13 protein-coding genes are annotated in these 23105 nt (G+C 44.3%); 5 read left to right on the forward strand and 8 right to left on the reverse strand.

What is annotated here, in order from left to right; genetic code table 11:
- Positions 1–25 precede the first annotated feature (25 nt).
- Together pflA and pflB are read right to left on the reverse strand one after the other, a co-directional pair.
- Entirely contained in the window at positions 26–766 is a 741-nt protein-coding gene (pflA, locus tag KFE26_RS13435; protein ID WP_105252135.1) for a pyruvate formate lyase 1-activating protein, read from the reverse strand.
- Between the two features lie 63 nt (positions 767–829).
- On the reverse strand, positions 830–3112 hold the full coding sequence (pflB, locus tag KFE26_RS13440) for a formate C-acetyltransferase (protein ID WP_028760972.1): 2283 nt from the start codon (positions 3110–3112) through the stop codon (positions 830–832).
- 1221 nt (positions 3113–4333) lie between these two features.
- Between pflB and focA the strand changes: the two genes are divergently transcribed.
- Positions 4334–5329: a formate transporter FocA gene (gene focA, locus KFE26_RS13445; protein ID WP_105252136.1), complete on the forward strand. Its 996-nt coding sequence runs from the start codon at positions 4334–4336 to the stop codon at positions 5327–5329.
- A gap of 152 nt (positions 5330–5481) precedes the next feature.
- On the opposite strand, the gene KFE26_RS13450 is transcribed toward focA, so the two are convergent.
- From KFE26_RS13450 to cysK, 4 genes are all read right to left on the reverse strand, one after another.
- Entirely contained in the window at positions 5482–8259 is a 2778-nt protein-coding gene (locus KFE26_RS13450) for a TonB-dependent receptor domain-containing protein (RefSeq protein WP_212600701.1), read from the reverse strand.
- Between the two features lie 693 nt (positions 8260–8952).
- Positions 8953–9951, reverse strand: coding sequence for a TDT family transporter (locus KFE26_RS13455; protein ID WP_212600702.1), 999 nt, complete (start codon positions 9949–9951; stop codon positions 8953–8955).
- 152 nt (positions 9952–10103) lie between these two features.
- Positions 10104–11177, reverse strand: a complete 1074-nt coding sequence (locus KFE26_RS13460; RefSeq protein WP_212600703.1) for a methyltransferase — start codon at positions 11175–11177, stop codon at positions 10104–10106.
- Positions 11178–11379: 202 nt separating this feature from the next.
- Entirely contained in the window at positions 11380–12348 is a 969-nt protein-coding gene (gene cysK, locus KFE26_RS13465) for a cysteine synthase A (RefSeq protein ID WP_113940761.1), read from the reverse strand.
- Positions 12349–12598: 250 nt separating this feature from the next.
- On the opposite strand from cysK, the gene KFE26_RS13470 reads away from it, so the two are divergent.
- Together KFE26_RS13470 and KFE26_RS13475 are read left to right on the forward strand one after the other, a co-directional pair.
- Positions 12599–13798 (forward strand): RDD family protein, encoded by a 1200-nt coding sequence (locus KFE26_RS13470; protein ID WP_212600704.1) that lies wholly within the window; start codon positions 12599–12601, stop codon positions 13796–13798.
- Entirely contained in the window at positions 13795–14916 is a 1122-nt protein-coding gene (locus KFE26_RS13475) for a beta-ketoacyl-ACP synthase III (RefSeq protein WP_212600705.1), read from the forward strand. The genes KFE26_RS13470 and KFE26_RS13475 overlap by 4 nt, the downstream gene beginning before the upstream one ends.
- Positions 14917–15016: 100 nt before the next feature.
- Here KFE26_RS13475 and KFE26_RS13480 read toward each other — a convergent pair whose 3' ends face one another.
- Together KFE26_RS13480 and cysZ are read right to left on the reverse strand one after the other, a co-directional pair.
- On the reverse strand, positions 15017–17458 hold the full coding sequence (locus KFE26_RS13480) for a carbohydrate binding family 9 domain-containing protein (RefSeq protein ID WP_212600706.1): 2442 nt from the start codon (positions 17456–17458) through the stop codon (positions 15017–15019).
- 143 nt (positions 17459–17601) lie between these two features.
- Positions 17602–18381 (reverse strand): sulfate transporter CysZ, encoded by a 780-nt coding sequence (gene cysZ, locus KFE26_RS13485; RefSeq protein WP_131523549.1) that lies wholly within the window; start codon positions 18379–18381, stop codon positions 17602–17604.
- 197 nt (positions 18382–18578) lie between these two features.
- On the opposite strand from cysZ, the gene KFE26_RS13490 reads away from it, so the two are divergent.
- Positions 18579–21995: a chromosome segregation protein SMC gene (locus tag KFE26_RS13490; protein ID WP_212600707.1), complete on the forward strand. Its 3417-nt coding sequence runs from the start codon at positions 18579–18581 to the stop codon at positions 21993–21995.
- A 23-nt stretch (positions 21996–22018) separates the two neighbouring features.
- Complete coding sequence (zipA, locus tag KFE26_RS13495; protein ID WP_212600708.1) at positions 22019–23092, forward strand: cell division protein ZipA; 1074 nt, start codon at positions 22019–22021, stop codon at positions 23090–23092.
- Positions 23093–23105 lie beyond the last annotated feature (13 nt).

Below are 23105 nucleotides of genomic sequence, written 5' to 3' on the forward strand. Positions count from 1 at the left end.
GTTTTGGCTTTTCTATTACTGTGGATTAATAAATCGCGTTAATCCCTTGTTGGACAAATACCGCTTTGATCTTTTCCATGGTTTCTCGACTCGGGGGGGATATCCCATCGAGTTGATAGCTTTCGCCCATGGCTTCCCACTTATGTTTACCTAATTCGTGATAGGGTAGTAACTCTACCTTTTCAATGTTTTTCATGGGCTTGATAAACTCGGCCAGTTGTAATGCCGATGCTTCATCGTCGGTAAATCCGCCCACTACGACATAACGTATCCACGTCGCTTGATTACGCTCTGCCAAATACTGCGCAAACTGTAATGTTCTATGGTTGCTGACTTTGGTTAACTCAATATGTTTTTCATCGTCCATGTGCTTGATGTCGAGCAGGACCAAGTCAGTATGGTCGAGTAACTCATCAATCACTGGCGTGTACTTACGTACAAAACCATTGGTATCTAAACAGGTATGAATACCTTCTTGCTGACAAGCCGTGAATAATTCGGCGACAAATTCGGCCTGTAAAATGGCTTCACCACCACTGGCCGTAACACCACCATTGCTGGCATCGAGAAAAGGCCGATAGCTGATGATTTGGCTCATTAACTCATCGACCAGAACTTCTTTTCCGCCATCAAGATCCCAAGTGTCACGGTTGTGGCAATATTGGCAGCGCATTAAACAGCCCTGCATAAAGGTGATAAACCGTATGCCGGGACCATCTACTGTGCCAAAGGATTCCACCGAGTGGATCCGACCGATAACTGCCATTGTGACTCCTGTTAAAATAAGTGAGGCTGTAGCACAGTGTACTACAGCCTTGACTAATTTAGCTTACAGACCTTTTGTGAATGTACGCGTGATCACATCTTGTTGCTGTTCTGGTGTCAGTGAGTTAAAGCGCACTGCATAGCCAGAAACTCGGATGGTCAGTTGTGGATACTTGTCTGGATGCTTAACGGCATCTTCGAGCATCTCGCGGTTCATCACGTTGACGTTCAAGTGTTGGCCACCTTCTTTTTTGTCATTGTGGTCGAAGTATCCGTCCATCAATGCCGCTAAGTTGGTACGGCGAGCATCATCATCTTTACCCAGCGCATTTGGCACGATTGAGAAGGTATAAGAGATACCATCTTGAGCGTGGGCAAATGGGAGTTTTGCCACTGAGGTTAAAGAAGCGATTGCACCTTTTTCATCACGGCCATGCATAGGGTTTGCACCCGGTGCAAATGGCGCACCTGAACGACGACCATCGGGTGTGTTACCGGTTTTCTTACCATAAACCACGTTTGAGGTGATGGTCAGAATTGACTGCGTTGGGATCGCATTGCGATACATTTTACGGTCACGAATTTTCGCCATAAAACGTTCAACTAAGTCACAGGCGATATCATCTACACGTGGGTCGTTGTTACCAAATTTTGGATAGTCACCGCTGATATCGAAATCAACTGCTATGCCGTTTTCATCACGAACCGGTTTTACGGTGGCGTATTTGATGGCAGACAGTGAGTCGGCTGCGATAGATAAACCCGCAATACCACAAGCCATAGTGCGACGTACGTCTCTGTCGTGCAGCGCCATAAGCGCGGCTTCGTAAGAGTACTTATCGTGCATGTAGTGGATTGAGTTCAGTGCAGTGACATATTGAGTCGCTAACCAATCCATTAAACCGTCTAAGCGATTCATCACATCATCAAAGTTGAGCACTTCGTCTGTGATCATGTCTGCTTTAGGGGCAATTTGGATTTTCAGTTTTTCGTCTACGCCGCCGTTAATCGCATACAGCATGGTTTTCGCTAAGTTAGCGCGAGCACCGAAGAACTGCATGTGTTTACCCACAACCATAGGGCTCACGCAACAGGCGATTGCATAGTCGTCTGATTGGAAATCAGGACGCATTAAGTCATCGTTTTCATATTGGATTGAGCTAGTGTCGATAGACACTTTGGCGCAATATTTTTTGAAACCGATTGGCAGTTTATCTGACCATAATACTGTGATGTTTGGCTCTGGACTTGGACCCATAGTGTAAAGGGTGTTCAAGAAACGGAAGCTTGATTTCGTCACTAACGTACGGCCATCTAAGCCCATACCGCCGATTGACTCCGTCGCCCAAATTGGATCGCCTGAGAACAATTCGTCGTATTCAGGGGTACGTAGGAAACGCACCATACGCAATTTCATCACGAAATGGTCAACCATTTCCTGAGCTTGTTGCTCAGTTAAGGTGCCATTTTTCAGATCACGTTCAATATAGATGTCGAGGAATGAAGAGGTACGACCTAATGACATGGCAGCGCCGTTTTGGCTCTTCACTGCAGCTAAATAGCCGAAGTAAGTCCATTGGATCGCTTCTTGTGCATTGGTCGCTGGACGAGAAATATCGAAGCCATACTTGGCAGCCATTTTCTTCATTTGGCCTAATGCACGGTGTTGCTCGGCAATTTCTTCACGTAATTGGATAACGTTAGATAATTCTTCACCCGCTTCGAACTGCGCTTGCAGTGAGCTAAATTGGGCAAACTTATCTTTCATCAGGTAATCGATACCGTAAAGTGCCACACGGCGATAGTCACCAATGATACGGCCACGGCCATAGGCATCGGGTAAGCCCGTTAAAATACCTGATTTACGACAGGCCATAATTTCGGGGGTGTAAACATCGAACACACCTTGGTTATGGGTTTTGCGCAGTTCTGAATAAACGTATTTAACATCTTCATCCAGTACACGATCATAGGCGGCGCATGAGCTTTCCACCATACGAATACCACCGTTAGGCAACATAGCGCGTTTTAGCGGCGCGTCTGTTTGTAAGCCAACGATAGTTTCTAATTCTTTGTTGATGTATCCAGCGTCGTGGGAAGTGATGGTTGAAACCATCTTAGTGTCGAAATCAACAGGCGCGTGGGTACGGTTTTCCTGTTTGATGCCTTCCATGACTTTATCCCACAATTTTGTGGTCGCTTCGGTGGCACCGGCGAGGAAGGACTCATCGCCTTCAAAAGGCGCGTAGTTTTGTTGGATAAAGTCACGTACATTGACTTCAGATTTCCAATCGCCAGGAGTAAAGCCTTCCCATGCGTTGGCAAACAGTTCAGTTTTGTCGGTCATCGTACTAATACCTTCTGGTTGAGATAAAAGGTTATTGGCGATCAGCGTTAAGCAATGCTGAGTATAAGCCAATAGCTAATTCCTGAAATAAAGCTCCCTTCATGATGACGCCCTATGATGGGAACTGGATTTTGAAGCGCTCGTCACTCCAAAAGTCTGTCTATTGATACCCGATAAGATGACAAATATTCGCTTACTTTGATTATCGGCTACTGATAAATCTTTATAATTGGTAAGACCAATTGTCCATAAGCATATTAACATAGGTCTGTCGCTATCGCATCTTAAACGGCTAGGTTTATGCTCTGTTAATCCCAAATTTGCTAGCTAGGTAGCATTTTTTTACCACAATAGGGAATACGGCACGCTTTTTAAGTTGGTGTGACATCTGAACCCCATTATCTCTTAAATCAGCCTGCCTATATTGTTCCCATTTACTGTCCACCTTTAGCGAGGATAAATCTATCCTCGTATAGGCTGATTTTGATTGGTGGGAGTCACGGCTCGATAATGGGAGCTGTCACAGTAGGCGCAGTGGTTATGATATTAAAAATAAGTTTGATGTTAGCTATTTGTATTAATTTATTTTTATTTGCTAACTTAGTGTCGATTTAGGAGACGGCATGTCATAACGCCATCAAATAAAGCATGCAATGCTTAAATCATTCAGGAAGGGTTAAAGAGTGGCTAAATACAGTCGTTTGCTATGATTCAGGCAACTTGTTACTTGCTGTTGGACTAAACTGTAAATGCTAAAGTATGGGTTATAGTGGGTTCAATTTAATGAATACCGAGATACACGCATCAAGCTATTGGTCATTTAATGTGTCATTGCTGAGGTTAACTTGAATCTATAGCGCATTAATTTAAGCGTTAGTTCGCTAAATATGAGATGGAAACGTGCAGAATATGCATCGTATACCATCTTAATTAAGCCACATTCTTGCGATGAAAATCGGGTCGCTGTGGTAAGACCAATTAACCTTTTGTGTTTTTGGCTTCAAAGTTTTCACATTTTGGGTGTGAATAGCATCACGCTTTAGCAATATCTGCTTCACAGCATAAGCGCGTTGTATGATACAAAGCGAGACTTTAGTGAATCATCATTTAAGCTAAGCAAATCATTATCTCGGTTTTGATTCGTGTTATCTGCGCAATGGCGCTGCTGGAGATACCTATGCTACGCGTTCAAGTTTGTTTATCTGAAGTTGGAGTTATGCAATGAAAAGCCCAAATCCATCGTCATCAGTTCCAACTGTGACAAACAGCGCACATGAAGCGCCACAGGTTTCAGCTCATTTTAGTTGTTACAATCAGGCTGAAATTTACGGGACAAGCAAAGTGGTTAAAGCACCTTGGCAGTCCTTTGGCTTAGCCGTGTTTGCTGGCGCCTTTATCGCTTTAGCCTTTGTTTTTTATTTAACCGTAACCACTGGCGCAGGCGATGCGTCTTGGGGTTTAGTTCGTTTCGTTGGCGGAATAGCCTTTAGTTTAGGTTTAATCTTAGTGGTTGTTTGCGGTGGAGAACTGTTCACCAGTTCTGTGCTCAGTACCGTCGCCTGGGCACAAAAACAGGTCACTGGCGCTGAATTACTCAAATGTTGGTGCCGCGTATATGCCGGCAATTTTGTCGGCGCTATGTTGATGGTTTGCTTGATCACTGCCGCAGGTATGTATGATCTCGATGGTGGTAACTGGGGATTAAATGCCCTTAAAGTGGCACAGCACAAACTGCACCATACTTGGATTCAAGCCTTTAGTTTAGGCATTTTATGTAACATGTTGGTGTGTTTAGGTGTGTGGATGACCTTTGCCAGCCGTGATGTGCTGACGAAATCGTTACTGTTAATTTTACCTGTGGCTATGTTCGTCAGTAGTGGCTTTGAACACAGTATCGCTAATTTATTTATGGTGCCTATGGGCATGATGATCCAATCAATCGCCAGCCCAGAGTTCTTCGTGTCTTTAGGGGTTACTCAAGCACAATTTGCCGATTTAACCGTGGCAAACTTTATATTCAATAATTTAATACCTGTAACCTTAGGCAATATTGTCGGTGGCGGTGTGATTGTTGGTTTAGGTTATTGGTGGATAGAGCAGGGTAAAGTCACCTTGGCTGAACCACACAAAGCTCATCATGAACACTTTTCTGCACCACATTCACATACTGAAAAACCTCAGCATCAGAGTGAGATTAAGCTGACTAAACATTCCTAAAACGTCTTTAATTATTAGTCTGAAGTGAAAGTGTCCAGCAGGTAGCTGGGCATTTTTATGTCGGTTTACTATGATGTGTAAATGATGAAGTAAATAAAAACGGCATCCGAAGATGCCGTTTTTTGATTGGGTTCTAACTAATAAATGCGAGATTAGAATTTCACATCATATTGTAAATAAACGAAGCGACCGATATTGTCATAGACGGTTTGATCGTAGAAAGGCCATTTATCTACTTCACTGAATGATGGCTGTCTATCCAGTAAGTTGCGAATACCTAAGGTAACTTTGTTGTCATCAGCAAAATAGTAAGCCGTTGTTAAATCAAACTGTACATAAGCTGCCACATGTTGACTTCTGCCTGGGTTAACTAAATCACCATTAGCATTAACTTCAGCACCTATGTCGTAGTAACCAACTAATTGGCAAGACTTGTTACCTGTATTCCGCTTATCATACATTTCGTACCCAGGGAGGTAACGCATATTAAGTGAGGTTACAAAATCATTTTGTTCTAATGAAATGCTGCCGTTAATACGATAGTCGCGCATTGAATTATCAGCAATATCATCACATAAAGGTTGTACCGCTGAAGATTGTGTTTTATAGCTTAGGAACTGTTCTGCTTGTAAGCTTGACTTCAAAGTACCAAATGAGAACTCACTGCTATATTGAAGATCATAGTTTAAGCCAGTTGCACTTTGTTCTGTCAGGTTTTGTCTGTTAGTTTGAACATAACCGTTTCTTTCTGAGTCCGTTAGACGGCCTTCTGAGTTACGTACGACTAAGTTTGTCAAATTTCCTTTTGCTTCTTCATCCAGAACCTCTTGAATAGCAAGGCTACCTACAACGTCGTCTATTTGAAGTGACCAGAAATCGACAGATAGTGATAAGTTGTCTGTAAGCTGATAAACCGCACCTAAGTTGTAAGATTTTGATGTTTCAGGTGTTAGCTCTGGATTGCCACCGCTTTTCGAGTTTAACTCGATGCGCTGACAATCTGGGTGGCTTTGAACATTGCCAGCAGCATTACACAGCTTAGTATCAATAGCTTTAGTAACACCAAACGATGTTGATAGGAATAAATCGCTTAGGTTTGGTGCTTTAAAGCCTGTTCCGTATGATGCTCGTAGCAATAAGTCGTCAATAGGGCGATATGATACTTTGGCTGAATAAGTCGTATCACTTGCATCCGCTAGTTCCCAATCCGCTTTATCTTGGCGAGCTGCTAGGCTGACTTCTAGATTCTCAAGTACGGGTAATGAAAGTTCGATGAAACCTGCAAGGTTATCAAATTTACCACCACCGTTTGAACCTGCACCGCCGATCACTTCACCATTTACAGAGGCTGGATCTGAGCGGTCGGTATATTTCTCTTGGCGTATATCTAAACCAGTAGCTAAACCAATTTCACCACCAGGTAACTCAATTCCTGGGAGCAGTCCTGATAAGACAAGAGAAGAGAAAGAGACTGTATATTCGCCTGTACGATGAATTGATGCTTGTAGATCTCGGCATGTATCAGCTAATTCTGCTGAATTACAGTTATTAATAACGAATGGATTCAGTTTTGACTTAGGATCATTGAATGCATCTGCAACACCTGCGGATAATAATTGACCCGCTGAGCCAATTTGACGGTTGGTTAAACGAGAAAAACCAATATCAAAGTCTAAGCCCCAATTATCGTCGATGTTATAATTTAAACCACCAACAGTTTCGAATGTTTCGTTTGTATTGTCTTTTTCACGATTCCCAAAATCAAGGTAACGACGGCCGACAATAACGTTGGCTTCACCCGCTTCAACTAAACGGATAATTTCTTCAGCTTTTGCTTGGTCATCTTTATAACGGTCATTTCGTAAAAAATCCGCTAGGAATGGACTGTTAGATACATCGACTTGACCTGGAGCCGGAGCATTAGAGGTTTTAGTATATGCACGAGTGTAACGGAATTGACCATTAAACGTTAGGTCATCATTCATCTCATGATTGATACTAGTGAAAATTGACTGTCGTTCTGACTTAGGTTGTAGTTGGTATAAAGAAGATGTGTCAAATAAACAACGAGTACCAGAAATACTTTCAGGAGGGCAACTAGACCAAGGGGCTTCACCTTGACCTTTTGCAGCATTATCTAAACGCTTACCATCTACTAGTGCTGAGTTAATATTGGTAAAGCCAGGGATACCCCAAGGAGAACGGCCTTCACCACCTTCATGTCCTTCAATGAATGAAGTTCTACCAAACTCACGATCGGAGCCTTGTATTACATCGCGTGCAAAATGTTCTGCTGAGAATAAAATGCTAGTTTTTTCGTTACTTGCACCAGCAACAATTGATGTGGATAATTCGTTCCCATCCCAATGGTCAGATGCTGCGCCATATTTAGCACTCAATGCTACACCGTCGAAGTCTTTCTTAGTAATAATGTTAATTACACCAGCAACGGCATCAGAACCATAAATTGCAGAAGCACCATCATTAAGAATGTCGATTCGCTCAACGGCTGCCATAGGCACTTGGTTTACGTCAGTAAAAATACCGCCTGCGGTATTTTTTGCGATGCGACGGCCGTTCAATAGAATAAGTGTATAATCTGAATCAAATCCTTTTACACCAATTGATGAAGCACCAGCTGCCTGACTTAAGGTTGATGATTCGTTAAATCCACCAGACGCAGCATTAGTTCTTAAAAACTCAGAAACAGTAGAGAACCCTGTTTTTTCTATGTCTGCTGCAGAAAACATAGTTATTGGTGTTGATGTTTCTAAGTTAGTTCTTTGAATACGAGAGCCTGTTACAGCAATACGTTCAACTTTGGCGCCGTCTTCAGCAGCAAATACCGCTGTTGTTGATAAAGCTGCAGTAGTTGCTCCACCTATTAATGCAAAGCGAACGGCTTTGGCTAATGTAGAATTTGTGCGCATTTTATTCTCCCTTAACACATGTTGTATGTTTATTTTTTATTTTTCTTAAATGGTTACTTATGTAAATAACTAAGCGCTCATTTAATTGAGTTCAGGATATAACCACAAGAAAATAACAAGTGCAACATTGGTTACGCTGGGGTTTTGTTTGAAATTTGTTACTTAATCTATTTTTAAAATAGAAATTGAAGAGGCTGTGTGTGTGTGTGTGTGTGATTAAGGTTTTAATTTGAGGTTTTTGTTTTTTATTTGAGTTAATTGATTTTATTTTGATTCTTATTTGTTTTTAATTTGTTGATATTTATTTTGTTTTTTGTGTTTTATATTTTGTTTTTTTAATAATAGTTTGAAACTATTTTATGTGAAAAAGTAAAAATTAATAACGATATGGTTTGTCATTCCATATATTTTAGATTGGATGATTGATGAGTGTTATCAATAAGGGTTTTCATGCGGTTTAATTTTGTATGGTGATATTTTTACACCGCGTCAGTAAGCTAGAAGTAAAATTATGGAATGAAATGTTGTAAAGAGTAAAAACTAATCAAATGCTATTTCTGATTATTTAATTTTGACTGTTTAAATATAAAGGCGAAGTGAATATCTATTCACTTCGCTTTCGGTTTATTGTTTAGTTTTTTGAGTGAACAATTTATTTGTATGGTTAATTATTTTTACAAAAAGCTGTTCTGTTTATTTGCTATTTAGAACTGATTTGTGCTCTACCACGTTAAATTGCAGTGGAAAGTAGTGTCCTAAATAACGTAGGGCGACATAGGCAACCACTAAGGTGGCGATTACCAGTTCGAATTCTGCTAAGTATTTTATCCATATCGCTAACTCACCCATGTTATTGAACTGCGTTAACCAAGCTGCGGTTTTAAAGAGGGCGGTTGCACCGATCACCATAGGGAAGGTAAAGGCTGCGTAGCCTGGGCTAAAGGGCAGTTTTAGTAGGTGAAAGAAGGCCAAGTAGATGATGCTGGTCATCAGAATGGCGATGCTCAGTAGTAAGGCGACTAAGGGAATTGATGCCTGCTCACAAACAGTCAGATAGCCCGCGAGTGATAAACTGGCGGGCGCCGCGAGAATGGCAATGGTTGGTTTAGCGGCATCAGGTATCGTCTGACAGAAAATGAGGCGATAGAGCATCAAAGGCAGCATGATTAAGTAGGCTAACATTCCAAAAACCAAAATGGCGTTTGCTAACCATTGGTAATCAGACACTGGGAAAGACACCGCCGCGACGATAATGCCAATGGGTGGTACGAACCAGCTCGGAACCATGTGCTCGAGTTTAAAATCAATGGCGCGATAATAGATAAACGCGCTTAGGAAGATCACATGGATACCAATGGCGACTAGCCACAGAGTTAAGCCTGCATGGGGGAAATAATCGCCGAGTGATTTAGACACCACCATCAAGCCCATGGCGAAGGTGGGGATCACACTACCAATCACAGGGTGACTTAGCTCGTCCTTTAAAATATTAGGATGAAGCATGAATTTACCCATGAGCAATAACAGTAACACAGAGGCTATGATGGCACCTGTGAGTTGTCCTGCGCCATTAAGTGAAGGTGTCATGTTCTCCCATGTCCAACCTAAGCTGGCAATTGCCAGTGCCAACCCAGCCATAGGGCTGGGAAGTTTAGCTGCGTGGGATGTCCAGCGTTTGCGTTTTGAAGTCATTTTGAATACCTCTCAATACTGACAATGCTTAACATCGCTTTTTTGGAGCGCTGTTTTGATGTATTTAGTGTACTGCGGGTATCAATGATAAATAAATTTGATTAATTTTATTCATTGCATAAGTTTTGTTTACTTTTATGTTGCTATTAAACTTAAGGTTTGAGTTTACAACGCAGTAGCGTGTGCCCTAGGCCAAGATTGTCTGTGTCTTCATCCACATACAGTCCCGCTTGGTGAAGCAGGGCCAATAAATCCTTAGAGTGATACATGCGGCTATTGCCATTGGCCATGGCGCTGAAATAGAGGCTAGTGGCATTTACGCAATAGGCGGAGGCGGCCGATGGCTGTCTATCCCAAAAGGTTTCGACGATAAAGAGTTGGCTGCTTGATGTCATTGCCTTTGCCGTGCGTTGTAAAATGTTCAGGATTTGGCTTTTTGAGAAGCAATCCAGAAATTGACTCATCCAGTAAGTATCGGCGCCTTCGACAAAGGGTTGGGAGTCGTCCAGCAGATCGGTGGCAAAGGTATGCACTCGTGCTGCAAAACCTCGTGCGAGTGCATTTTGTGTGGCTACCTCTAGTTGCCCCGGGAAATCCATAATCGTGACTTCAACGTTTGCGTCATAATTACAGCAGCTCAGTGCCCATTTTCCCGTATTGCCGCCTATATCCACTAAATGGCTTGGCTTATGGGCAAACACTAATGGCAGAAGCTGTGGAAAGGCATGATCCGAATAGTAATGATCGAAGGCAAACCAGCTCTGTTTCGCTTTGGGCGGTAGATCTTTTAAGGCGGGGTAGATGGTATTCCAGTCACCGAACACCTTAAGTCCTGCGGCCTTGCCTTCGAGTAGCGCGGTATCAAGGTTAAAAAGGCCTTGATAGCAAACATCCTGCACAAAGTTAAGATTGATGGCGGCCATGTCGTCATGGAGTAAAAAGTGCCCCGTTTTATCGAGCACATAGCAATTTTCATTTTGCCAAACTAAACTCATACTGAGTCCCATATCCAACAATACCCCCAAGGCATATTCACTCAGTGGGGTGGATTGGCTTAACTCGGCTGCAGTGATCCCATGCTCGGCCGCGTTATCTATTTGGGCTAGCACATCGAATTTGAGTAGGCAGTGGGCGACTTGGAAACTAATGGGGCCAAAGGCAATTTTTTGAGCTTCAAACTTTGCATTGAAGGCGCTGATATTACTTGGTGTTCGGTAAAAAGACATAAAAAGGAATGAATTGGCGAGCGGGTCCGTTCTTTATAACCAAGTTAGCCGTGAAAGCCAGTTGAGATACGAAGAACTATGAGCTGTATCCAAACTTGAGCAGTAACTTGTTTATGCTCTGTAATCGAGATCTAAATAATGGAATGCCATAAATAAAAATACCCAGCCAAAGCTGGGTATTTTAAGGACGAGAAAACGTCGTTTATTGAACGTTTTCTTCGTCGCCGAATTGGCCTTGGAACAAGACTGAAGATAGGTAACGCTCGGCTGCCGATGGCAAAATCACCACAATGGTTTTGCCTGCAAACTCTGGCAACTCAGCGATGCGGTTTGCGGCGACAACGGCGGCACCCGATGAAATACCCACTAAAATGCCTTCTTCTTGCATTAAGCGGCGGGCCATGTCGATGGCTTCATCGTTAGTTACAGCCTCAACACGGTCAATCAATTCTAAATCTAAGTTACCAGGGATAAAGCCTGCACCAATACCTTGAATTTTATGCGGCCCTGGTTGCACTGGTAAACCCGCTAAGGTTTGAGCTATAACAGGAGAATCTGCTGGCTCAACCGCAACTGAGGTGATGGTTTTACCGGCCACTTTTTTCAAGTAACGGCTTACACCAGTAATTGTACCGCCAGTACCTACACCGGCAACAAACACATCCACTTCACCATCGGTATCATTCCAGATTTCTGGACCTGTGGTTTTTTCATGGATTTCTGGGTTAGCAGGGTTATTAAACTGCTGCAATAAAATGTATTTTTCAGGAGCCGATTGGCGAATTTCTTCCGCTTTATCAATCGCACCTTTCATGCCTTTCGCGCCTTCAGTCAGCACGAGAGTTGCGCCTAGGGCTTTGAGTAGCTTACGACGCTCTAAACTCATGGTATTTGGCATGGTCAGGGTCAGTTTATAGCCACGGGCCGCGGCAACATACGCTAATGCAATACCTGTGTTGCCTGATGTCGGCTCAATCAGCTCGTGATTTTTTGTTAATAGACCTTTCTTCTCGGCATCCCAAATCATATTGGCACCGATACGGCATTTAACACTGAAACTTGGGTTACGGGCTTCGACTTTGGCCAGCACTTTACCTTGGCTAACACGGTTTAAACGTACTAGCGGTGTATTACCAATAGTATATGAATTATCTTCGAAAATTTTGCTCATGGATTGCTTGCTCCTATGTTGGCACTACTGAATCATAATCTGCTGTGGCGCTTTTAGAAGTGATTGTTTGTTCTTCTTTATTCGATTTGGTTATTAAAGGGTGTGCTGTTATTCGCAAACCCTGATTGGCAGCCAGTTTAACTGTGTTAACCTCTTGCTAACATAAAAAAGATTGTGGCATTAACAGGGATAACTTCTTGATGTCTCAATCGTAAAACTAGCCTATCACTCGTATCGGACAAGCGCAAAGATGAAGCAGCAACAAATGGATCTGGGTAAAGATCCAAAAACGATGGTAACACCAAAGGCATTTACCATTGCAGCAGCCGTGTTATACACCCCATTGGCGACACCGTTGAAGCGGATGTTAGCCATACTGATTGATGGTTTGCTGATCACTGTGTTAGCTGAGCAGATGGATTGGATGTTTGTCTTGCTGGTGGTCAGTATTATCTGGATTGAAAAGCGCAGTCGTAAGTTTGGTCGTTTATTAAAGTGGGGACTTTATGCCTTGATGTTGGTTTTTATGTTGCTGACAACCGCTAATAATCTGTTTGATTTTAATGGAACAGACGTTAAAAGCAGTGAGGGAGTAGAGCAACAATTGGCATTAGGTGAACAAATCATTACGTCACTACCAGCATTGATGTCGTTGAGCCAGTGTAATAATTATGCTTGTGGTAAAACTCAAGTTCAGTCCCTACATGAAGCGATAAAAAATGCTTCAGGATCAAAGGGCATGACAGAAAATGATCAACGTGAAATAGTGCTAGCAACCATAGCCAACAGTAGTTTGCCTGCCATAGACAGTGAAAAGTTACAGGCGGAAGTGCTTAATGGCAGCCTATGGCCTGTTATTACGCTTCCTGTTGAGTTGGCGACAACAGATTCTCCGCCTGAGCCACTTCAGCCTATTCAAGCTATTTCGCCGGATGTACAGCCGCAAAGTGCGGTGGCTGATGCAGTGAATGTGAGCCCTTCGCAATATTCTCGCCTCAGAACCGTTGATGAAGCTACAAGCCATAGTGTTGTCGCTTGGGTGAAAGGCTTTCTGAGTGATATGGGGCTGGGTTTTGGGTGGGCAGCGTTTTACTTTACCGTCTTTACTGCACGATTTGATGGTCAAACCTTAGGTAAGAAGATGCTGGGCATTCGGGTGATCCAGCTCGATGGTGCCAACATCAGTTTATGGGCCGCGTTTGGCCGTTATGGTGGCTATGCCGCAGGCTTTACCACAGGCTTACTTGGCTTTATGCAAATATTTTGGGATGCCAATCGGCAGGGGATCCAAGATAAAATATCTTCAACAGTCGTGATAGACTTAGTGCAAATGCATAAAAAGCAACGATTAGAGCAACAAGCGCAGGGGCAAAATGAGTTAGCACCTGTGCTTACGGATGATGCATCCTCTGCTCACCTTACAACCAGTACCCGTTTGGAGCATTTATGAAACAGGTCGTCATTTCGGGGAGTGGCCTATTTACGCCGCCCCACAGTATTTCCAATGAAGCCTTAGTTGAGAGCTTCAATGCTTATGTGGATATTTTCAATCTTGAAAATGCAGGCTTAATTGAGCAAGGCCATGTTGCGGCTTTGCCCTATTCATCGAGCGAGTTTATTGAAAAAGCCTCAGGCATCAAGCACAGATATGTGATGGTGAAAGAGGGCATTCTGGATCCCGAAGTCATGATGCCGTTGATTCCTGAGCGCAGTAGTGACGAATTATCGATGCAGGCCGAGATTGGCCTTGAAGCCGCATTGATGGCGCTTAAAAATGCCAATCTCAAGGCTGAACAAATTGACTTAGTGATTGTTGCCTGTGCTTATACTCAGCGTGCGTATCCTGCTATGGCGATTGAAATTCAGCGTGCACTGGGTACGCGGGGTTATGGTTACGACATGCAGGTAGCGTGTTCATCGGCGACGTTTGCAATTGTCGCCGCGGCTAATGCCATTGCTACGGGTTCTGCCTCAAGAGTGCTAGTGATCAACCCTGAAATTTGCTCGGCACAGGTGAATTATCGCGACCGTGACAGCCATTTTATCTTCGGTGATGTAGCGACGGCTCTGGTACTGGAAGAACAAAGCTTAGCCCAGTCTGACCATGTGTTTAAGATCATCTCAAGCCGCTGTTTTACCGATTACTCGAACAATATTCGCAGTAATTTCGGTTTCTTGAACCGCTGCGATCCGAGTGCGGCCCATCAAGCCGATAAGCTATTCCACCAACAAGGGCGCAAGGTATTTAAAGAGCTGTTGCCGATGATTTATCAACATTTGGATGAACATCTGGCCGAACAAGCGTTAACGCCACAGTCTTTCAAACGTTTGTGGTTACATCAAGCGAACATCAACATGAATCAGTTTGTGGTGAGAAAGTTGCTTGGGGATGATGTGTCAGCGGAACAAGCGCCCGTGGTACTAGATGAATACGCCAATACGGCTTCCGCGGGTTCTGTTATTGCATTTCACAAGTTTTCCGGTGACTTTAAGACTGGCGATTTAGGTTTATTGAGTTCGTTTGGCGCAGGATATTCTATTGGCAGTGTTATTCTGCAGAAGGTCTAAGATTCTCACCGTCATAATAAAAAGCCCACATCGAGGAAGATGTGGGCTTTTTTATGTCAGTTGTTTGTCTAAGTTGCTTTCTGTTTAAGGCAATGATTGTTTATAGCAGCCATGCGTAACTTAACTTCATAAAGTAGGTTTTCTCGTCCCGTGTCAGGCGGCTTAACTCATCATTAGCCTGCAAACTATCAGAGTATCCGAGGTAGAACACACTCTGCGGATTGAGTTTATAACCGTAGAGGAGCTCATTGCCTAAATGCGCTTCCTCACTCTGCGGCGCTGAATATAAATACTGCGCCACATTCCGATTTATCCGGGTGTAAATGCTAGAAAGGCGAATAAAACTGTGTAGACTGAATTGCCAGTTGAGGCGTACATCGCTCAGATTAGCGGTAAAAAGCGCACCTTGTTCCACATCCATTTGCTGATAAAGATGGGAGATATCGATAGAAAGTCCATTAGCAATTTTCCAATTGATATTCGGGTTCATTTGCGTTTTAGTGCCCAGCCTATCATTGATAAAATCAATTTCATCACCGTAGTACATTTCAAGCTCCATACTCAGGGGCGATAACGGGGTTACTGCGCCATAAAACCACACTTGGGTTTCATCATATAGTTGACTATTTCCGGCGATAGTGAGCAGTGAAGCATCGCGGCGAGGGCCCACACGTTCACGGGTTTCTACACCAAAGGTGATTTCGCTTTGTAATGCGCCGAGGATTTCGATGTAGGCTTCATACTCTTCTTCAAGTCGTTCGCCTGCTTGGTTATGAGTGATATCCCAATCTCCCGCTAATTCCACCTTGTTAAAGGTGCCCGTAGGATACCAAATCAAACCCGCACCAGCCTCAAAGGTGCGGTAATCGATTTTTTCGACAAAGCCTAAATCGGCACGAAAATCGGGATCAACGGCGTTGTATTCACTGTAAGCAAACCAATTTCGTTCTTCGTGCTTAAAGGTTAACTGATATAAATTGCCGCCAAAGCGGTTATCAGATTTGCTACGTAATACTTGTTCGTTGAGTTGGCAGTGACCGAGTTCGCAATCAAGCTGAGATTGGCCACAGGGCAACCCATTACTAGGGGCCTTTTCAGTGTCAGTACAAAATTGACGATAGACTCCCGTGGGGTACTGAGTATCCGATTGGGCCACTTGCGCAGTGAAACTGTCCTGTGGTGTTGGTTGATATTTCGCATCTAGACTAATCACATAGTTGTGGTAATCGGGTTGGCTGTTGATCTCATTGTGGGGGTTATTTGCTGTACCATTGTGACTGTTGTCACTGCTCGTTTTCGCGGTAAGTAATCCACCGATGGAGAAAGTTTTGCTCATGTCGAAACGATAACGTCCCGCAAGGTTCAAACTTTCTTGATCAAGCGAGGCAACCTCTGAGCTTAAATTTCCCGGTACCAAAAACGTGGTTTGGCTATCGTTACTCGCTAGCAGAGCTAAGGTGTGATCATCGCTCTTACTTGTCAGTTTGATACCATAGTCAGGTGCAACAATATTGCGGGTGTGCAGCAGATTCACCTGTGTGTCGAAATAGTCTTTATTATCCAAAAAGAACGGCCGTTTCTCATCATAGAACAAGGAGAAAGTGCTGTTCACATCGAGCTGGCCAGCATCGGATTCCACTTGGGAAAAATCGGGATTAATGGTGGCATTGAGTAAGGTGCTGGAATTAATGCCCCAGCGCAAGTCTACACCTGGCTCGAGATTGTTATCAGCTTCCCAGCCATCCGCCTGTTTATGTTCGTTACGGTTGGCGATAAAAGTCGGGGTGATTTGTACATCCTGTCCTTGTTCTGCCCCCGCCAAGCCAGAAGCCACACCTAACTGACAAAGTTGACAACTCGTATTACGGTCAATCTTATGGGTCGATAGGCGATGTTTTTCATTGCGTGGATAATAACGAATTAGCTCAAAGCCCCATTCTTGCAAGCTTTTCTTGTCGTCAAAGTTGAACAGTCTCAGTGGTAACTCGACTTCGACCTGATAGCCATCGGCGGTGATCTTGCCTGCGGATTTCCAAATACCATCCCATGCTTCGCTTTCTTCACCCGTTAGTTCGTTTTCAATTGAGTCTAATTGCACGCCAAGGGGATTAATAAAAAATTGGTATGCTAAACGGGCATTATTAAAAGTATCGAGTTTAATTCCGACTAAATCATCACTCCACAGTTTGTCTCTGTCCTTGAGTGTGGCGCGAATGAGTTTGGGATTAATGTCTTTGGCAGTAAATGCCACAAAAAGACTGGTTTTAGTCGCATAGACTCGCGCCTCGGTTTTCACTAATGCGGCAATGTTTTCCCCTGGTTGGGTTTCGTATTTGAGCTCTGTGACTGCGGCTTGTTGCCAAATGGCATCGTCCAACTCACCGTCGATATTGGCAGCACTGTTAAGTGTTGGAATGGCTAACTGAAATTGGCTGGCATAGCCAGCAAGACAAGTTACAGGTAGAAAAGTAAGACTAGATAAGATGATGGCTAAGATTGATTTCAACAAAAAAGACTCAAATAACACATTCGTGGCGCGCATTTTGCCAGAAAATGTGAAGTTAACAATAGCGAGTAATTGTTACAAGGTTTGCGTTGATTTTAACGAGGCGAAACATGATTGGATTATTGGGTCTAAAAAATTGGGGAGCAGTGCTGAGCCATGACTCAGCACTGCTGGTGTTACTACTCGGGTGCGATGGCATGGTTGCGATACGCTTCACGATACTTATCGACCCACATGGCCGTCGCGCCACAAATCGCCACTGGCATGACGATAAAGTTGACTATGGGGATCATCGAAAATAGCGTCACAGTTGCGCCAAAGCTAAAACTGGTGCCACGGGTTTGATTCAAGGCAAAGCGCATATCTTTAAAACTGACCTTGTGGTTATCGAAGGGATAATCGCAGTACTGAATCGCCATCATCCAAGCGCTGAACAGAAACCATAAAATCGGCGCCAGCGTCTGGCCTACCATAGGCACTAAAAACAATAACAAAAATACCAGTGCGCGGGGCAGATAGTATTTGAGTTTGATCCACTCACGCCCAAGGATACGCGGTAAGTCTTTGATTAAATCAATACCAGAACCGGTATTCAGCTGCTTACCAGTTAACAGCTGCTCGACTTTTTCAGCCAACAGACCATTAAAGGGGGCGGCGAGCCAGTTCATGACGGAGCTAAATACAAAAGCAAGCATCACCAGCATAGTGGTGACGGCGAGGGGCCAAAGCAAAAAGTTTAACCAGCTTAAATATTCAGGGAGCTGGGCATTCATCCAAGTGAATAGCGTATCTAACTGGCCTATGGCTACATAAATGACGCCAGCAAACAGCAGTAGGTTAATCATTAACGGAATAAATACGAAAGTGCGCAGGCCTTTACGTGTGATTAAACCAAAGCCATCGAGAAAATAATTAACGCCACTTTTGGCTGGGAAGGGCAAGGTTTTTTTCTGTGTCATATCGTTTTTCCAAAAAGTTAAGCGACAGCTATATGCGATTGTGATCAACTCATGGACAGATGACAAGCTAAAAGCCGCATGAATTCAATAAAAAGCGTTACAAAATGCTGCCTGCTTTGTTAAAGTTGCCAGCAGAATGCATTTGCACCGCTCGGCTCATTTTCGGGCCAGACTTCAGAGACGCGCTAACTGGCACCATGAGATTAAAACAGATAAAACTTGCCGGCTTTAAGTCGTTTGTCGATCCCACGAAAATTCCTTTTTTACAGGCATTAACCGCCATTATTGGCCCAAATGGCTGCGGTAAATCGAACGTGATCGATGCCGTGCGTTGGGTGCTCGGTGAAAGCTCGGCGAAGCACCTACGCGGTGATTCTATGGCCGATGTGATATTTAACGGTTCAAGCGCGCGAAAACCTGTGTCTGTGGCGGGTGTTGAACTTATTTTTGAAAACAAAGAGGGTCGCCTCGCTGGTCAGTATGCCAGTTATGAAGAAATCGCCGTTAAGCGTCAGGTGAGCCGCGACGGTGAGTCTTGGTATTTTCTCAATGGTCAAAAGTGTCGTCGTAAAGACATTACCGACTTGTTTATGGGCACAGGTCTTGGCCCGCGAAGTTATGCCATTATCGAGCAAGGCACTATTTCCCGCCTGATTGAATCTAAACCCCAAGACTTGCGTACCTTTATTGAGGAAGCCGCCGGGATTTCCCGCTATAAAGAGCGTCGGCGCGAAACTGAAAACCGTATTCGCCATACCCGCGAAAACCTCGAGCGTTTGGGCGATATTCGCAGTGAGCTCGGTAAGCAGTTAGATAAACTTGCGCAGCAGGCTAAAGCCGCTAAACAATATCGTGAGCTTAAACAGGCCGAGCGTAAGACCCATGCTGAACTCCTTGTGATGCGCTATCAAGAGTTGCAAGATCAGATGGCGAGCCTATCTGAGCAGATAAGTGCTATTGAAGTGCAGCAAGCGGCGGCGCAGTCACTCGCGCAAACTGATGAATTACAGACCACTGAATTGCAAGTGCAACTCGCGCAATTGGCGGAGCAAGAGCAGCGAGCGGTTGAAGCCTATTATCTGACCGGTACTGAGATCGCTAAGTTAGAGCAACAGCTACAGAATCAAAAGCAACGCGACGCCCAGCTCGAAACCCAGTTGGCGCAAGTCAAAGAGCAGATCCAACAAAACACCGATAAGCTTAACGGCTATAAAGCGAGTCTTAGCGCGTTAGAGCTTGAACTTGCCAAACTTGGGCCACAGCATGATGAGCAACAAGAGCTCATGGATGAGCTGCAATCCCAATGGGAAATGAGCATAGAACGCAGTCAGCAGCAGGCCGAAGTGGCGCGCCAACAGGCAGCGGATGTTTCTCAGCATAAGTTACAGCTTGAACTGCGTCGCAGCCAGTTAGCGCATCAGCAGCAATTACTGCAACACAAACAGCAGCAAAGTCGTGAGCAGCAGGCGCAACTTGTGGCGTTAATGGACGGTGATCTCGCATCGAGTATTACACCATTGCAGCAAGATATTGAGTCTTTGGATGATGCGCTCACACTGCAAAATGAAATTAATCATCAGCAAGAACAAAGTGTAAGTGCAAGTACGCAAGCCTTAGATGAAGCCCGCCATAGCGCTGAGCACATTCAGCAGCAATTAACTGCGACTAAAGCGCGCCATGAGCTGGTTGAACAGTGGTTGACTAAGCAAGAACAGCAGAGTGATAAACCGCAGTTATGGCAGAGTTTAACTGTTGAAAATGGTTGGGAAACCGCGGCCGAACTCGCCCTAAATGGCTTGTTGACCTTGCCCGTTGGCGTCACTGAAACTGAAATGGGGTTTCAAGCGTTAGCGTCACAATCAAGCCAAAGTGAATTTTTACAGGCTAAGGTGAATCTCGCCCCTTGGTTAGCGGGGCTTAAGTGGGCAAAGGATATCCATGCAGCGAAAGAACTGCTGCCACAGCTAACATCCGATGAACGGATTGTCACTGCCGACGGTTATCTACTGGGACAAGGTTTTTTAATCACTAAAACAGAGGGCGCCCAGTCACTGGTGCAACTCAGTAAAGAGCAAGCTCAGTTAGCGCAAAATATCCTCGATTTGCAACAATCCCTGCAGATTCGGCAAGACAAGATGACAGATCTTGCGGCTATTTTGCAGCAACAAAGACTGCAACTGACCGATGGCGCGCAAAAATTACATCAATTGCAGTTAGACAAAGCGACTAAGTCGATGCAGCTTAGTGGTTTAATCGAGCAAGTGAAGGCGCGCGTCGAACAGCAAAGTAAACTCGACGCGGCTTTAAGTACGAGTTTGATTGATATTGAACGCTTAAGCGAGCAATGCGAATTATTAGCAGAACAAGAAATGGAGCTCGATGAGACGCTGCAGGCTAGTGAAGATATTCAGCGGCAACTCATCCAAGACACACAGGCCGATAGTGTGCGCCATCAAGCATTAAAAGGACGTATTACTGAGGTAGAACGTCAATTATCAGCCACTGCGACGAGTTTGCAAGCCGTGACGATGCGCATGGCCGTGAGCACGGAGCAAATTGAATTACAGCAAGTGCGTGTCAATGAACTCATCCACTCCCGCGAGTCTGTGTTAACAGAACTTGCCAAAGTTGCCCAATTGAGTGGGGTGCAAAATAGTGTGCAGCTGACTGAACAGTTAACGCAGTTACTAAAGCAACAACATGAGCAACAACAGGGCTTAAAAGAGGTTCGTCAGCAGCAAAGTGTGCTCACAGACACATTAAACCGTATAGGAATAAAGCAAAAACAAGAGCTTGGTAAGCTTGAGGACTTGACTCAAAGCCTGAGCACGTTAAAGTTACGTCGTGAAGGAATAAAAGGCCAAGCGAATAGTCAGCTGGAAGCCTTACAGGAACAGCAAATAATTCTGTCTGAAATCCTTGGAAACTTGCCTGCAGAGGGGATGCCAGACAAGTGGCAGAGTGATTTAGATCAAATACGGCAGAAAATTGTTCGTTTAGGTGCCATTAACCTTGCGGCGATCGAAGAATTTGAACAGCAAAGTGAGCGAAAATCTTATCTTGATCATCAAGATGACGATTTAAATAAAGGGCTTGCAACCTTAGAGGAAGCGATCCGTAAAATAGATAAGGAAACCCGAAGCCGCTTTAAGACGACATTTGACTCAGTCAACGAAGATCTCGGACGCTTATTTCCGAAAGTGTTTGGTGGCGGCCGAGCTTATTTAGCGTTAACTGACGACGATTTGCTAGAAACGGGCGTGACTATCATGGCCCAACCACCGGGGAAGAAGAACAGCACAATCCATCTTCTTTCGGGTGGTGAAAAAGCATTAACCGCTTTATCATTGGTATTCGCCATTTTTAGGCTGAATCCTGCTCCCTTCTGTATGTTAGATGAAGTGGATGCGCCATTAGACGATGCCAACGTAGAACGCTTCTGTCGATTGCTAAAAGAAATGTCACAGAGCGTACAGTTTATTTATATCAGCCATAACAAAATAACCATGGAAATGGCGGATCAACTTATTGGCGTGACTATGCACGAGCCCGGTGTGTCTCGTATAGTTGCGGTAGACATAGAGCAAGCGGTGGCGATGGCTGACGCTGGATAACTAGAAGAAAGACAGGGTAACCAATGGAAGATTTGCAACTAGTATTGTTCGTTTTAGGCGCCATAGCCATAGTTGCTGTGCTGGTGCATGGATTTTGGTCTATCAGAAGACAACAGCCTAAATCATTGAAAGATAGCCCAATGAGCAACTTTTATAAGAAACAGGCTGAGAAAGGTGAGCCGAGTCCGAAGCGGATCGATTCAGAAGGGTTTGATGCCGATGGTATTGGCGCCGTACGCGTGCGCAAAGCCGGTGAACTTGCACCTAACAACGAAACTCCTGCGGCCAACCCTTATTTGAAGCAGGAAGTAAAGCTAGAACCTAAGCCTGAATTTAAACCACAAGAGTTTAAATCAACAGAATTTAAACCAGAGTTGAAAGTTGGCCCTAAACACGAGCCTGTGACAGCTCAGCCTGATTTTAGCTTGCAGCCACCCGTGGCAAAAGAGCAACACCGTGGCCCGAAAGTCTCGCGTCAAGAGCCCGTCTTGAACACTCAAGCGAGCATGCAAACTCCGCCAATGGGTCAATCCCATGCGGCTATCGTCGCGCAAAAAGCAGCTGAGCAGGAACATGCGTTACGTAGTGCAGTTCCGCAGCAAACGGCCTTGTTTGACGAAAATGAATATAAAGAAGATAGCTATCAAGAAGAGGTTGTCGAACAAGCCGCTGAAGATGAGTTAGGTGAACCACGCGACGTACTGGTATTACACGTGGTCGCTAAAGAGGGTCTACAGCTTAACGGCGCCGAATTGCTGCCTTGTTTCTTAACCTTGAATTTTAAATATGGCGATATGAATATTTTCCATCGCCATGTGGATAATGCTGGCAATGGTAAAGTATTGTTCTCGATAGCGAATATGCTAAAGCCTGGCGTGTTTGATCCAGATAATATGGAGCAGTTCAGTACCCAAGGGGTGGTGTTTTTCATGACTTTGCCTTGCTACGGTGACGCCCTAATGAACTTCTCGATTATGCTTAACTCGGCGCGCCAACTTGCGGATGATATCGATGCGGTCGTGCTTGACGGACAACGCCAACCTTGGGGTGAGTTCACTAAGCAAGATTATTTACACCGCATTCGCGCTAACGCTTAAGCCGACACCGCAA

The sequence above is a fragment of the Shewanella sp. M16 genome, assembly GCF_018224605.1.
Classification (GTDB): Bacteria; Pseudomonadota; Gammaproteobacteria; order Enterobacterales; family Shewanellaceae; genus Shewanella; species Shewanella oncorhynchi.

Coding starts and splice junctions, on each gene's coding strand:
- pflA (WP_105252135.1), bottom strand. CDS start 766: ATGGCAGTTATCGGTCGGATCCACTCGGTGGAATCCTTTGGCACAGTA.
- pflB (WP_028760972.1), bottom strand. CDS start 3,112: ATGACCGACAAAACTGAACTGTTTGCCAACGCATGGGAAGGCTTTACT.
- focA (WP_105252136.1), top strand. CDS start 4,334: ATGAAAAGCCCAAATCCATCGTCATCAGTTCCAACTGTGACAAACAGC.
- KFE26_RS13450 (WP_212600701.1), bottom strand. CDS start 8,259: ATGCGCACAAATTCTACATTAGCCAAAGCCGTTCGCTTTGCATTAATA.
- KFE26_RS13455 (WP_212600702.1), bottom strand. CDS start 9,951: ATGACTTCAAAACGCAAACGCTGGACATCCCACGCAGCTAAACTTCCC.
- KFE26_RS13460 (WP_212600703.1), bottom strand. CDS start 11,177: ATGTCTTTTTACCGAACACCAAGTAATATCAGCGCCTTCAATGCAAAG.
- cysK (WP_113940761.1), bottom strand. CDS start 12,348: ATGAGCAAAATTTTCGAAGATAATTCATATACTATTGGTAATACACCG.
- KFE26_RS13470 (WP_212600704.1), top strand. CDS start 12,599: ATGAAGCAGCAACAAATGGATCTGGGTAAAGATCCAAAAACGATGGTA.
- KFE26_RS13475 (WP_212600705.1), top strand. CDS start 13,795: ATGAAACAGGTCGTCATTTCGGGGAGTGGCCTATTTACGCCGCCCCAC.
- KFE26_RS13480 (WP_212600706.1), bottom strand. CDS start 17,458: ATGCGCGCCACGAATGTGTTATTTGAGTCTTTTTTGTTGAAATCAATC.
- cysZ (WP_131523549.1), bottom strand. CDS start 18,381: ATGACACAGAAAAAAACCTTGCCCTTCCCAGCCAAAAGTGGCGTTAAT.
- KFE26_RS13490 (WP_212600707.1), top strand. CDS start 18,579: ATGAGATTAAAACAGATAAAACTTGCCGGCTTTAAGTCGTTTGTCGAT.
- zipA (WP_212600708.1), top strand. CDS start 22,019: ATGGAAGATTTGCAACTAGTATTGTTCGTTTTAGGCGCCATAGCCATA.